Source organism: Acidiferrobacter sp., assembly GCF_054609335.1.
On record NZ_JBTRWP010000064.1, the window covers coordinates 1 to 13,002 of the forward strand.

Sequence of the window (13,002 nt, forward strand, 5' to 3'; positions counted from 1 at the left end):
GGTGCACCACTTGGGGGCTTAGACCCCGGATTTTCGCAGCGACGCCGCGGCCTCGACCATGTTGCGCAGCGCGCTCTCGGTCTCGGGCCAGTTGCGGGTCTTCAGGCCACAGTCCGGGTTGACCCACAGGTTCTCGCGCGGCAGGACCTTCTCGGCCTTCTGCATGAGCCGCACCATCTCCTGGGTGCTCGGCACGCGGGGTGAGTGGATGTCGTAAACGCCCGGGCCGATCTCGTTGGGATAACGGAAGTTCACGAAGGCGTCGAGAAGCTCCATGTCGGAGCGCGAGGTCTCGATAGTGATGACGTCCGCATCCATCTCCGCCACCGCCTCGATGATGTCATTGAACTCGGCGTAGCACATATGGGTATGGATCTGGGTCTCGTCCGCGACGCCGCCCGAAGACACCCGGAAGGCGCGCACGGCCCAAGCGAGATAGGCCTTGTGGTCCTCGCGTCGCAGGGGCAGACCCTCGCGCACTGCGGGTTCGTCGATCTGGATCACGCGTATGCCGGCCTGCTCCAAGTCGCAGACCTCGTCGCGTATCGCGAACGCGATCTGGAGGGTGGTATCGGCGCGCGGCTGATCGTTACGCACGAACGACCACTGCAGGATGGTGACGGGCCCGGTCAGCATGCCCTTCATCGGACGCTTGGTGAGCGACTGCGCGTAGCGGGCCCACTCGACGGTCATGGGCGTCGGGCGCGACACATCGCCGAAGATGATCGGCGGCTTCACGGCCCGCGAACCGTAGCTCTGCACCCAACCGTAGTCCGTGAACGCGAAACCCTGGAGTTGCTCGCCGAAGTATTCCACCATGTCGTTGCGCTCGGCCTCGCCGTGCACGAGCACATCGAGACCGATCTCTTCCTGCTTACGCACGGCAAGCGCGATCTCGGCCCGCATCCGCTCCTCATATTCGGCGGCATCGATGCGGCCGGCCTTGAAGTCGCGTCGGGCGGTCCGAATCTCGTTCGTCTGCGGGAAGGAGCCGATGGTGGTGGTCGGGAACATCGGCAAGTTCAAGTGCGCACGCTGCAGCGGCCGGCGCTTGGCGAACGGCTGCTTCCTCGTGGCATCCTGCGCGCTCACCGCAGCGACCCGCGCCTTGACGGCGCGGTCGTGGATACGGGCGGAGGACTTCCGATCCTGCGCCACGCGACGGCTCTCCTCGAGGGCCTGGGCAATGGCCGCATCACCCTCATCGAGACCGCGCTTCAAGACTCCGACCTCCGCCATCTTCTGCATGGCAAAGGCAAGCCAGCTGCGAATCTCGGCGTCCAGTCTCTGCTCGCGCATCAGGTCGACCGGCACATGCAGGAGCGAGCAGCTGCTCGCCACCGCGATACCGCCCTTATGGCCTTGGGCGCCGCGCAGCACCTTGAGGGCCGCGTCGAGATCGGCGCGCCAGATGTTACGACCGTCGACTACGCCGAGCGACAGAAGTTTTTCGGCCGGGACGGCCTTCAAGACCGCAGGCAACTGCTCCGGGGCGCGCACGAGGTCGACATGGAGGCCGGCGGTCGGAAGCTTGCACGCAAGCTCGAGGTTCGCGCCCAGGCTCTCGAAATAGGTCGCCAACATGAGCTTGGGGCCGGCCGGTGACAGCTGCTCATAGGCCTTCGGATAGGCATCGGTCCAAGCTTTCGGGAGATCGAGGACGAGGGCCGGCTCGTCGATCTGCACCCACTCAACTCCCTGATCGGCGAGCCGCTTCAAGATCTGCTGGTAGACAGGCAAGAGGTCGGGCAACAGCGAGAGGCGATCGAAGTCTTCGCCCTTGGCCTTGCCGAGCCATAGATAGGTGAGGGGCCCGAGGAGGACCGCCTTGACCGGGAAGCCCGCGCTACGGGCCTGGGCTACATCCTCGAAGAGCCGCGGCGATGAGATCGCGAAACGCTGGCCCTTTTGAAATTCGGGGACGATATAGTGGTAGTTGGTATCAAACCACTTCGTCATCTCGCAGGCGTAGGTGGCTTTGCCCGTAGGGGCCACACCGCGCGCCATCCGGAAAAAGGTATCGAGGTCCACCTCGGGCCCCTGCCATTCGAAGCGCGGGGGTACGACGCCGAGCAGCGCGCTCGTCTCGAGGACGTGGTCATACCAGGCGAAATCGCCGACCGTCACGAGATCGAGGCCGGCCGCCTTCTGGGCGCTCCAGGCACGCATGCGCAGGTCCTTCCCGACGTCGCGGAGGGCCTCCTGGGTGAGACTCCCTTTCCAGTAGGCCTCAAGGGCCTTCTTAAACTCCCGATCGGGGCCGAGACGGGGGAAACCAAGGATGTGTGCAAGGCTCAAAATCGACTCTCCGGGGCAAGCGCCCATAGCGAATAACGGGTTGGAGGGCAAAACGGGGCCGACAGCGCGCTCATGGCGGCGGCCGGGGGGAGGCTAACCTCGACGGCGTCCGGAGTCAATGGGCGGATGGGCTTTGGTGCCCGAGGTCCTGGGATGACGTCCCCATACCCCACGGCGCCGGCGCAGACAAACAGGACAGATCCATGCGGCGCCTCGCTCCCTTAAGGCCACCAAGGGCCGTGGAGGGCGGCCCATACCATACAGGAGGACTGGGGGTCGTGGCGAGTCCTGGGGAAGCGTCAATAAGAGCCATATATATGCCTGTTGTAAGGGTTTGATCGCCAGAACAGGTTGTTTTATAGCTCTTGCCGTACCCTTGGGATCGCGCTAGGATGATTCCCCAAGAATGGGGCATCGTCTATGGCAAGCACCGATTATCGCGCCCTTTCCGACCAAGAGATCGCGCGCCGCGTGGGCGCACGGCTGCGGGCCTTGCGACTGCGCCGAAACCGTACCCAGGAAGATCTCGCCAAGAGCACCGCGATCAGCATAGGCACCGTGAAGGCGCTTGAGGCCGGACGCGGCAAGCTCGGCAGCCTCATCACCCTTTTGCGCGAATTGGATGCGCTCGACGGCTTGGACAGTTTCCTTCCGGAACCGCCCCCAAGCCCCCTGGAGTTGGCCCGCCGGCAAGGCCGCATGCGCCGACGCGCCTCGGGGAAAGCGAGCACACAGCCGACTGATAAGGACTCCCCATGGTAGGGGCGGTAACGGCCGCCCTTGTGCGCCTCTGGGGCGAACCCATAGGCGCCGTCGCCTGGCTTGCGGATCAGGCCCTGGCAGCATTCGAATTCGAGCCCGCGTTCCTGAGATCGGGGCGTGACGTGGCGCCGCTTACGATGCCTCTGGCCCGAGCGTCAGGTCAGGTCTTTAGCTTTCCCAGCTTAGCGCGCGACACTTTCATGGGGCTGCCAGGACTCTTGGCGGACGCCCTGCCCGACAAATTTGGGAATGCCTTGATCGATACCTGGCTCGCGCGCCAGGGACGCGCGGCGAGCGACTTCAATCCCGTCGAACGGCTGTGCTACACGGGTGAACGCGGCATGGGCGCTCTCGAGTTCGAACCGGCCATGAATCGGCATCTCGGACGCGCCGTCCCCGTCGAGATTGCGGAACTCGTGGAACTCGCTCGCGTGATTACGACCGAGCGTGGACGCCTCGATACCCGTCTTGGCGGCGGAAATGGTCCGGACGAAGAGGCCCTGCGCGACATCCTGCGGGTCGGCACCTCGGCCGGCGGTGCCCGCGCCAAGGCCGTGATCGCACTCGACGACCAAGGCCACGTGCTCTCCGGCCAGGGCCCGGTGCCCCCGAGCTACGACTATTGGCTGCTCAAATTCGATGGCGTCATGGATCTCGAACTCGGTGGCACACAGGGATACGGGCGCATCGAGTACGCTTACTCACGTATGGCGCACGCAGCGGGAATCACGATGAGCGAATGCCGGCTGCTCGACGAAAACGGCCGCGCCCACTTCCTGACGAAGCGATTCGACCGTGTGGGCCACGAGAAGCTGCACATGCAGTCCCTATGCGGCATTGCCCATTACGATTACAACGCCGCCGGCGCCTATGGCTATGAACAGGCCTTCGAGGTCATGCGCCAGCTGCGCCTGCCGAAGGCCGACGCGATCCAACTGTACCGACGCATGATCTTCAATGTGGTCGCCCGCAACCAGGATGACCATACCAAGAACATCGGCTTCTTGATGGGGCCCGATGGAAAGTGGCGCCTGGCACCCGCGTTCGACCTCATTTATGCCCACAACCCCGCGGGCCGCTGGACCCATCAGCACCAAATGACGATCAACGGAAAACGCGATCACTTCACGCGCGCGGACCTCCGGACCGTGGCCACCTCGCTCGGTATCACGCGACCGGACCATATCCTCGAGGAGGTCGTCGACGCCGTCGCCACCTGGCCGGACGTGGCCCGCGAGGCGGGTATCGACCCCGTGCGCATAAATGAAATCGCCCAGTCCCTACGCCTGAAGTGGTGATCCAAACAGGGGTCATCCCCGCATCGATGCCTCAAGCGCCCTGAACTGCTCGTAGCGTCGCTCGAGAAATTCCCGATTCGGATGATCGTGCGTGGACCTCGGCACCGTGATCCGCGTCTCGTGCATGCCCTTGAGGCCATGCAACAACATGGGACCATCCTCCTCCCGGAGAATGTCGCAGCGCACTTCGATGACATAATCCGGACGAATCGCCAGAAACTGCCGATCAAAAGCGGCGTGATGCAGTTTACATAACGCCAGCCCATTCGTGACCACAGGCTCACCGTCGGGCTCACCGTCGGGGATGATATGCGCGGCATCCAGCAGCTCCTCATGCCGTAGCCTGCAGAAGGCACACTGTTCACGGTACGCGCGTAACACGCGCTCGCGAAATGCGCGCTGATGGATACGTTGCCGAACTGTAGTCGTTATATAGGATCGCCGTGCCTGCGCCACACCGTCGCTTATGACCGCCTCTTGCGATTCCCCAGACCAGTTTGCCAAGTGCGCATCGTCGACTTCCACGGTGAAGGTATGGCGGGATGGGTCGTCGTCGACGATAAACACGGGCCAAGCCGCGAGATATTTGCCCGGAACGATCCGATGAAAATAGATAAGCGGGATGCGCTGATGCATGGCGGTGCGCAATCCGACGTTGTCGCCATGCCTCGGATCGTTTCCACGATAGCGATACGAGAGCCGTCCCTCCTCTGAAAAACCATCATCGTAAGGGCCGTTCGGTATGGTCGTGATCGAAAGGGGCAGATTGAGGAGTCTAGGCTTGAAGATCCCTTGTGGCCCGACCAAGGGGACGCGCTGACCCTCATACAGAAACCCCTGCGCCAAGATCTCGCGCGGCAAGACATCGTCACGCCACCGCGCCTCGTTGGCGAGCCAGTCAAAAGCCGCCTTGCGCACGCCCGCGTCATTCATGCGACATCTGCCGTCTCCCGCGCGGCCGCGCCCGTAGGAGCCATGATCGGCCTGGACATTAGGATTCATCGTAACACGGAAGCAAACCCATCCTGAACCGGCGATGCTTGCGCCCCGCTCATAGGCGCGGGGCCCGAGCGCCACGGGCCCCAGGGATGGATAGCCTGTCCCACGTCCGGACTGAGGGGGCGTAGCGACCCCAAGGCCACTCGGTGCTAGAATCGCTGAAGCAGGCATGACAAGGACGGCGGCCCCAGGGATTCGGGGCCATCCGCGCAACGTCGCTACCGGGGGACGCTTATGCTGGAAAACATCTTGGCCGACGCCATCAGGACCGGCCGCCTGACAGTGCGCTACCCGACAGGAGTCGTGGGGAGCTACGGCGAAGGCTCGCCGGACGCCGAATGGGTCATAAAGGACCGCTCGACCATCCGTCGCCTCATCCGCAATCCCTGGCTTGAGTTGGGCGAGACCTATATGGAGGGAAAGTGGAGCGCACCCAACGGGCTCGCCGCACTGATCGAGGTCTTCCTCCGCAACCTCCCGGATGAACCCCCCTCCTCGCCCCTCTCGAACCTGAGACGCTATCTTGATCAGAGCAACGGGCTCGGCGCGAGCCGCCGCCATGTCGCCCACCACTACGATCTCGACGAATCCCTGTTCCGGCTGTTCCTCGATCGCGAGATGCACTACTCCTGCGGCTACTTCAGCCGGCCAGACATGAGTCTTGAAGAGGCCCAGGTCGCGAAGTGCGAACTCATACGGCACAAGCTCGAGCTGAAACCCGGGATGCGCATACTGGATGTCGGCTGCGGCTGGGGAGGGCTTGCGCTCCATCTCGCCCGCATGGCCGATGTCGAGGTAACAGGCATCACGCTCTCCAAGGAACAGCTGCGCGTTGCCACCACCCGAGCGCGCGAGGCGGACCTTTCCGACCGCGTCCAATTTCGACTGGAGGATTACCGTGAGCATCGCGGTCTCTATGATCGCGTGGTGAGCGTGGGGATGTTTGAGCACGTAGGCATCCCCCACTATGAGACCTTCTTCGCCAAAATCCGGGAGCGGCTGGCCCCCGCCGGTCTTGCCCTGCTCCACCACATTGGCCGCAGCGGTCCTCCCGGCCAAACCAACCCCTGGATTCGTCGCTATATCTTCCCAGGGGGCTACAACCCGGCCCTCTCGGAGGTCCTTTCGCCTATCGAAAAGGCCGGCCTCAAGGTCGCCGACCTCGAGGTCCTGAAATTCCACTATCAGTACACGCTGCGCGAATGGCAGAGACGCTTCCAGGGCCAGAGAAACGAGATCGTGCGGCGCTTGGACGAACGCTTCGCGCGCATGTGGGAGTTCTATCTCGCGGCCTGCGAGGCGGCGTTCGCGGTGGGCGACCTCGTGGTCTTCCACATCCAACTCGCCCGCTCGCTCGAGGGCCTGCGGATGACCCGCGACGCCTGGTATGCGCAAAGCGACCGAAAAGACGAGGTGGCGCAAAGCGCCTGAGGGCCATGCCCCGGCACCGGACGGGCGCCGAACGCGAACGGATACGGACAGCACCCGGGAACCCAGGCTGCCATTTCGCGGTCAGCACCATTGTGCACCCCTTGGTCTCTTGCTGATGGGCGGGCGCCACGGTTTACTGCGGGGGCGTTTGCGCGACTTGCGCGAGCACCGTGACAAAAACAGGGACAGATGATCAGGAGCCTTAAGGAAGCCATGGGCCGATATACACAGGAACAGACCTACGACCAGCCGACGGTATTCCGGATGACGGGTGCGGCGGTGCTTGCGGTGCGCCTCATTCTGGGCTGGATTTATTGGGGCGGAGGAACACGCCGCTTCATTTACGCCCCCGCGAAGCTCGACCCGCACGCTCACAGCTGGATGGCCAACAAGCTCCAAGGCGGCATGCCAGGAGCGCTATTCGGCCTGAGCCACGTCCTAAGCCATATCCTCCAACACCCCGCGCTCGTCTACTGGCTACTCGTGCTCGTGAGCGCGGCCGAACTTGTAAGCGGTCTCGGGCTCATTCTCGGCGTCCTCACGCGCGCCTGCGCTGGCCTCAGTATTGCCTTGAGCGTATCCCTCATGCTGGTCTTCGGGTGGCAAGGGGCCACCTGCATAGACGAGTGGACCATGGCCACTTCGACCTTCGCTATGGGCTGCACCATCTTCGTGGCGGGCAGCGGCATCTGGGCCATCGACAGTTGGCTTATGCGCCGCAATCCCCGTCTCGCAGACGCCGGATGGTTCCGCTGGTTTGGCAGCGCGCCCTTCACGGCTCGCGAGACCGAAGGCTGGGGCAAGAGCCTCGCCATCATCGCTGCGATCTTTACCCTGGCCTCCTACAACTACTACCGGGGCTCTGTCTACTCAAAGTTCCACGGGGGGCCCGTGAGCCCCGGCAAGCATCACATAAGCCTGAGCCAGGCAACGTTGCACAAGGACGGTAGCGTGACGGTGCTTGCGTACTTGGATGGCGGCACGCCGGCTGTCCCCTCGCACATCGTCGCGGTGATCGTCAAAGGGCAAAACGGCGTCGTGGAGAGCTGGAAGGGTAAAGCCCTCGAGAAGGCGGCCAAAGGACACATCAAGAACATCTACCACTATAACAAGTTCAAGCCCGGCCTCTTCGGTCTCAAGGCCAAGATGGGCGCCAAGGCGTGGATCACCCTAACGCCGGCCACGACCGTGCCTATCAGCCGCGGGCGCTATACCATCGTCTTCGAGAATATCAATGGCAAGACATTCGACACCAAGGCCGCAAGATCGTGAACCGCTGGGGCGCGCCTCAGCGGGCGCCCTCCGTTACCACGCCTGCGTCAGCGCCAAGGCCACCGTCGCGTTATGCATGCCTGAAAGGACGTGATGGTCGATGGCAGTCACAAAGACGCCGGCCGTGAAACCACCCCAAGACTTGGTCACGCCAAGCCCGTAGTCGTCATAGGATGCGACCGTGCGGCCGCTCGTGTGCCCGGCATGGAGCAGAAGGTGGATTCCGCTTCCGAGACCGACCTTGTAGCCCGCCTCGAGGTAGGTGTTCCCATGCTGCCAATCGTGATAAACGCCGCCCAGCAATGGCCCGAACCGCAATCTGAGAAAGGTCTCCTCGAAATTCAGGGAACTCACGTCAAAGCGGTAGGCGGTGGCGCCCACGTTGAACCCGAGTCCCACCGGGGTCATATCTCGGATGCCCCCCGTAAAATCCGCCCGCTCGTGGGCGCCCTGATAATCGAGACTCGAGATGAACCCTTGGGCGTAGAGGCCGACGGGCCCAACAGCCGTCACCGATCCCTGAAGCGCGGGATTGCCGTTCGATTCGGAGATACCGCGCCAGACGTAATTACTCAAAAGCGAGACTTGGCCGCTCACACCCTCCCCATAGGCGGGGAGCGCAAACATGGCGGTCAAGGCCAGAACTGATCCGAGGCGGGTCAAGGTACGCACGAGCGCATTATATAGCAGCCGAGCCCGGCCGCCAGCCCTTCCGATTTTCATCCCCTTCGCGTGAGGCCCGGAAAGGCTTATACTGGGCTCATGCTGACACGAATCCTTGATCAAATCGCTTCGACCGCCCGCGCCGCCGTCCCCCCGGAGTTCGGACAGGACGTGGAAAAAAACGTACGCGCAGTCCTGGATAGCACCTTCCAGAAACTGCGGCTCGTGACGCGCGAGGAATTTGAGGTGCAACAGGCGGTCCTGCAGCGGACCCGCGACATGGTCGAGCGCCTCGAGCGTCAAGTCGCGGAGCTTGAGGCGAGGGGCGGTCCGACTGCTGCGAGCCCAGAAAAACCCCCGGTCATCCCCTAGGGATCGTCAGCCTGCTGGAGACGGCCACGCCTCGGCATGGACCGTACGCGCGCTTCGCGCTATCCTAGGCGCCCTGCGCCCTTAGCTCAGTTGGATAGAGCGTTGGATTCCGATTCCAAAGGTCAGTGGTTCGAATCCACTAGGGCGCACCAACACATTGAAATCCCATAAGTTTCTCACACGTCGGGGCAACCGCTCAGCTCGGGCTACGACCTGTGTCCATACGGTGCCCGCTCAATGGGCAACACACAAGACCCCTCCAGTGATTGATGGACCTCGTATGAGCATAGGGGCCGAGGTACCCGTTCACGGCATAAGGCAGATCGCAGGCTCTGCCACGAGGCGGACTCCCAAGGCAGCACAGACCCGACTGATGGTATCAAACCGGGGCTGCGCATCCGGACGCAGGGCTTTGTAGAGCGCCTCACGGGTAATACCGGAGGCCTTAGCAATCTCCGTCATGCCGTGGGCTCTGGCGATATCCCCTAGAGCGGCCGCCAACAAGGCCGGGGCTTGCGCTTCTAGGATATCAGTGAGATAAGCCGCAATCGTTTGTTCGTTCTCAAGAGACGCGGCCCCATCAAATACGGGCAGATATCCGCCACCTTAATTGCGGCGCGCGCCGTCTTTTTGTGGGAGGGAGTACGTTTGGCTGTCATGACTCGATCCTCTCGTCGCGCCGCCAGATCCTTGGCACGCCGAATGTCCGCCTTCTGTGTTCGCTTCAAACCCCCCGCAAGCAACACGATCACCTGACCGGCTCGTCGCGTCACCCATGGACATTTTACTGAGCGCCTGAACGCTAGCTTGTGGTGAGATGCAACTTCGTTCCGAGCTAGCAAATCGGACGGCCTGCGTCACGATCGCCCTCAACCAATTCGCCGAAGGAGTCGTGAGATGAGGCCGCTGACGTCACGCTGCCGCAGGATTCTCGCATTCCGCCGCTCCGGCTCGGTGCCCTCGCCCAGCTCGAACTTGGCTGTCGATACCGGACCGTCCTTGCGGTAGCCTTCGGTTTTGTCGTCATCCGTAAAGCGTACCCGCAAAATCGCCAGCGCTGCCTCGATGACGGCAGCATGCTTGCCATCGCGGGCCTTGCTAAACGCCTCCGCGACACCATCGAGGCCTTCCGATGCGTGCTCGATGCAATAGATCAGGTCGTGCGCATCCTTTCGCTCAAAACGCTGATCAAACGCGAACGCCTTCAGGCAAGTGAAGCTGACGATATTCGCGTGCTTGATCGTTTCGGTCGCAATACCATTGTCGCCCAGCAGGTGAGCCTGTATCTCGGCAGCCTGATACAGATCGAAAACAATGGCGCAATGGGGGATGTTCAAGGCCGAAATGGTCCCTTCCGTCGGCAGGGGTTGAACCTTGCCGCCTCCGATATTAGGCGCGTCCGCGAGCAGCTCCAGCACCATTAGGGCGCCGTACTCGGTTCGTGTCTGCCATCGCCACGACAGCTTCTGGTTCTTATCGTTCTCGGCCCGCTCGAACCCCATCTTTTTGAGATTGCCCTCTAGGGTACGATAAGCCTCCGTTTCGGCCAGAATTTGGAGGTCGATCACGACATCGACATCCATTGTCCCGGCATGCGGGGGCACCACGGGCGGCCGCGCGGGAACCAGATACCGTGGGGTGAGGCCGCCTACCAGATACACCGATTCCTTCCATGGCCCCAATCCCCGCAGGAGGGTGACGAGCACGCGCTCGCAGTCCAGTGTGTACTCGTCACTGTAACCGTCAAGTGTGGTGGGTTTGACCATCAAAAACCAATCCTTTCGCGTCGCAGATGTTCGGCCATTTCTCTGGCGCGACCCTCGCCACGCAACAGATCCAGATAAACCTGCACGGGGCTCGCCAACCAGATACCGCCGACTTGCTGACGAAACAAGAGCTCCCCTGCCGACCTAGTTTCAACGACCACGAGATTCGCGCCTTCATCGACGGCGCGCGCATCCAATTCACTTATTGCGGCGTTGGCGTCAATGCCCGGCAAGAGTCGAGTACATACCTGGGAGATACTAGACAGAAAGGGCGTGTAGCGCTGCGCTGCTGCCTCATAACTGAGCGCGTAGTCCACATGGTGCTTCCTAAATACTTCGCTCAACCGACCCATCAATACATCTGGTTTGAGCCCGGGCACGTAGTAGCGCCGCATAATGGGCGGTCGCAAGGTAGCAATCTGCTTTACCCAAGCATCAAGCAAGGGGCCGGGCTCACGCAGATGACGCTCCTTGACGGGCCCCTGTCCGCGCGACTCGAGCCAGTCGAACCGCTCCAGTTGACCGACCACTTCCGAAACCGTGGAGGGGGCGACCTGCGCCTGCTCCGCCACAGCGGTGACACCAAACCACTCCTGGTCGTGCGCCAGAAGTGCGTGTAGTACCTGCGCGCGGCGACCCGAAAACAAGGACCGGACCGATCTTTCCAGGGCCTTCGGCGGCGGCTTGTCGATATAGATATACGCGCCCGGAACCGGCAGAAACAGACTGCCTCCGCTGTCGTAGTACCCAATTCGTTCGGCTCTCAGCAATTCTTTGGCGCCCGACGACAGCGACTGCGCCGCGAGAAGATACTCACTGCCTGAGGGCCGAGCCTGACTGTGAGCCTTGACCTGCCATAGCGCCTGACGGACGTCTCTGGGATAGGCGGTCTTTTTGGCTTCGATTAACAGAGTAATCGGCTTTCCCGCAACATCGAGTTCGATTTCAGCATCCACCTGGGCCGAACGCGCCCGGTTCGGCTCGATTTGGTTTAAGCGCGCCCGCACGTCAGGAAGCGCCTGGAGCAATTCCAGAAGCCGATGAGTTAGAGCCGTTTCAGTATCCCGAGACCATTCAAGCATAGGCATATTTTCTGCACAGAAAATAATATTAGTTTACCGAATATTCTGGGATATCACAATATTCGCTGCGCAGCAAATAATCGCGCCCGCCCTTTAGCGGACCGCGAAAGTTATGGTGCAGCGCTCACTTTTCCCAATGACGAGAATGGCCCCGGGTGTTACACAATCCCGCACAAAGTCCCGAAAGATCGGCTTGCTTCGGCGTAAAGTGTCACAAAACGTGTAAACTTAATATACTGATTATAAAGGGTATTTTTATGTAAAACCGCATGACGCCGAATAACTACATAATAGCCCGCGCAATATACACACAGTTATTTTGGCTTCCGATTCCAAAGGTCAGTGGTTCGAATCCACTAGGGCGCACCAACCCATTGCAATCCCATCCGTTTCTTGTCCATTGGCCCACCGCTCACAGTGGGCCTCGTTTGCCACCGCTCACAGCCTTTTGGTTTTAAGGCCAACGCCCCTGAGCGGTGGCCGGAAATCGCCAATAGGCCCGGATTACGACGTGTGCCCACACGGTGCCCAGGGCTCCCAAGACCCCTCCCAGCAGAGGCCCTTAAATGAGCGCTAGCCGCGGCGCCCTGTGGACTCTTACTCTTTCTCGAACCCTTGGCTCGTAAACTTCAAGGTCCGCCTGTTCTCGGTGACGATGCGCACCACAGCGGATTACGCACCATCACGAACAGGGATGACGCGATCATGAACACGGTTACGCAGACTCCCTCCTAAAGGGTTCACGATCGCGCGTACGAGTGTTCACGATCAGCGAAATACACAGCTGCGACCTCGTCAATCTGCGGGTGGGCGATATCGCTCATGGCAACCAGATTCTGGCCCGGCACGATGGTCGTGCAGTGCAAGATGCAACGGCCAGTTCAGTTCGAACTGACCGAGCCGACCAGGACTGCGGTTGCTGCGTGGATCGAAAAGGGGCATCTAAAGCCTGAGCAGTACCTGTTCCCCGGCCATCTCGCGAAATCACCTCATGTTTCAACTCGGCAGTACGCTCGGACCGTTCATCATTGGGTCGCCGCCGCTGGACTCGATTCGACG

Annotated in this window: 11 protein-coding genes, 2 tRNA genes and 1 pseudogene; 8 read left to right on the forward strand and 6 right to left on the reverse strand. The window is 61.6% G+C overall.

Annotated features, from left to right (window positions below):
* Window positions 1–18: 18 nt before the first annotated feature.
* Window positions 19–2,298 (reverse strand): 5-methyltetrahydropteroyltriglutamate--homocysteine S-methyltransferase, encoded by a 2,280-nt coding sequence (metE, locus tag ACYCTF_RS12740; RefSeq protein WP_461283591.1) that lies wholly within the window; start codon window positions 2,296–2,298, stop codon window positions 19–21.
* Window positions 2,299–2,718: 420 nt separating this feature from the next.
* On the opposite strand from metE, the gene ACYCTF_RS12745 reads away from it, so the two are divergent.
* Window positions 2,719–3,060 (forward strand): helix-turn-helix domain-containing protein, encoded by a 342-nt coding sequence (locus tag ACYCTF_RS12745; protein ID WP_461283590.1) that lies wholly within the window; start codon window positions 2,719–2,721, stop codon window positions 3,058–3,060.
* The gene (locus ACYCTF_RS12750) at window positions 3,054–4,358 is read left to right on the forward strand and encodes a type II toxin-antitoxin system HipA family toxin (RefSeq protein WP_461283589.1); all 1,305 of its coding nucleotides are present in this window, start codon (window positions 3,054–3,056) and stop codon (window positions 4,356–4,358) included. The genes ACYCTF_RS12745 and ACYCTF_RS12750 overlap by 7 nt, the downstream gene beginning before the upstream one ends.
* A gap of 12 nt (window positions 4,359–4,370) precedes the next feature.
* Here ACYCTF_RS12750 and ACYCTF_RS12755 read toward each other — a convergent pair whose 3' ends face one another.
* A complete protein-coding gene (locus ACYCTF_RS12755; RefSeq protein ID WP_461283588.1) occupies window positions 4,371–5,291 on the reverse strand; it encodes an HNH endonuclease in 921 nt (306 codons plus the stop codon).
* Between the two features lie 300 nt (window positions 5,292–5,591).
* Here ACYCTF_RS12755 and ACYCTF_RS12760 point away from each other — a divergent pair, with 300 nt between their 5' ends.
* Window positions 5,592–6,788, forward strand: a complete 1,197-nt coding sequence (locus ACYCTF_RS12760; protein WP_461283587.1) for a class I SAM-dependent methyltransferase — start codon at window positions 5,592–5,594, stop codon at window positions 6,786–6,788.
* A 213-nt stretch (window positions 6,789–7,001) separates the two neighbouring features.
* Window positions 7,002–8,060, forward strand: a complete 1,059-nt coding sequence (locus ACYCTF_RS12765) for a TQO small subunit DoxD (protein ID WP_461283586.1) — start codon at window positions 7,002–7,004, stop codon at window positions 8,058–8,060.
* A 33-nt stretch (window positions 8,061–8,093) separates the two neighbouring features.
* Here ACYCTF_RS12765 and ACYCTF_RS12770 read toward each other — a convergent pair whose 3' ends face one another.
* Window positions 8,094–8,783: a TorF family putative porin gene (locus ACYCTF_RS12770; RefSeq protein WP_461283585.1), complete on the reverse strand. Its 690-nt coding sequence runs from the start codon at window positions 8,781–8,783 to the stop codon at window positions 8,094–8,096.
* A 39-nt stretch (window positions 8,784–8,822) separates the two neighbouring features.
* On the opposite strand from ACYCTF_RS12770, the gene ACYCTF_RS12775 reads away from it, so the two are divergent.
* Both ACYCTF_RS12775 and ACYCTF_RS12780 read left to right on the forward strand, forming a co-directional pair.
* The gene (locus ACYCTF_RS12775) at window positions 8,823–9,095 is read left to right on the forward strand and encodes an accessory factor UbiK family protein (protein ID WP_461283584.1); all 273 of its coding nucleotides are present in this window, start codon (window positions 8,823–8,825) and stop codon (window positions 9,093–9,095) included.
* A gap of 75 nt (window positions 9,096–9,170) precedes the next feature.
* Window positions 9,171–9,247: transfer RNA gene (locus ACYCTF_RS12780), tRNA-Arg, on the forward strand.
* Window positions 9,248–9,401: 154 nt separating this feature from the next.
* Here the strand turns inward: ACYCTF_RS12780 and ACYCTF_RS12785 are convergent.
* The 3 genes from ACYCTF_RS12785 to ACYCTF_RS12795 form a co-directional block, all read right to left on the reverse strand.
* Window positions 9,402–9,689, reverse strand: a complete 288-nt coding sequence (locus ACYCTF_RS12785; RefSeq protein ID WP_461283617.1) for an addiction module antidote protein — start codon at window positions 9,687–9,689, stop codon at window positions 9,402–9,404.
* A gap of 275 nt (window positions 9,690–9,964) precedes the next feature.
* Complete coding sequence (locus tag ACYCTF_RS12790) at window positions 9,965–10,861, reverse strand: antitoxin (RefSeq protein WP_461283583.1); 897 nt, start codon at window positions 10,859–10,861, stop codon at window positions 9,965–9,967.
* The gene (locus ACYCTF_RS12795; protein WP_461283582.1) at window positions 10,861–11,943 is read right to left on the reverse strand and encodes a helix-turn-helix domain-containing protein; all 1,083 of its coding nucleotides are present in this window, start codon (window positions 11,941–11,943) and stop codon (window positions 10,861–10,863) included. Before ACYCTF_RS12795 ends, ACYCTF_RS12790 begins: the two co-directional genes overlap by 1 nt.
* A gap of 297 nt (window positions 11,944–12,240) precedes the next feature.
* Between ACYCTF_RS12795 and ACYCTF_RS12800 the strand changes: the two genes are divergently transcribed.
* Window positions 12,241–12,312 (forward strand) — tRNA-Arg (locus ACYCTF_RS12800).
* A 401-nt stretch (window positions 12,313–12,713) separates the two neighbouring features.
* Window positions 12,714–13,002: pseudogene (locus ACYCTF_RS12805) on the forward strand (site-specific integrase); the annotation flags it as partial.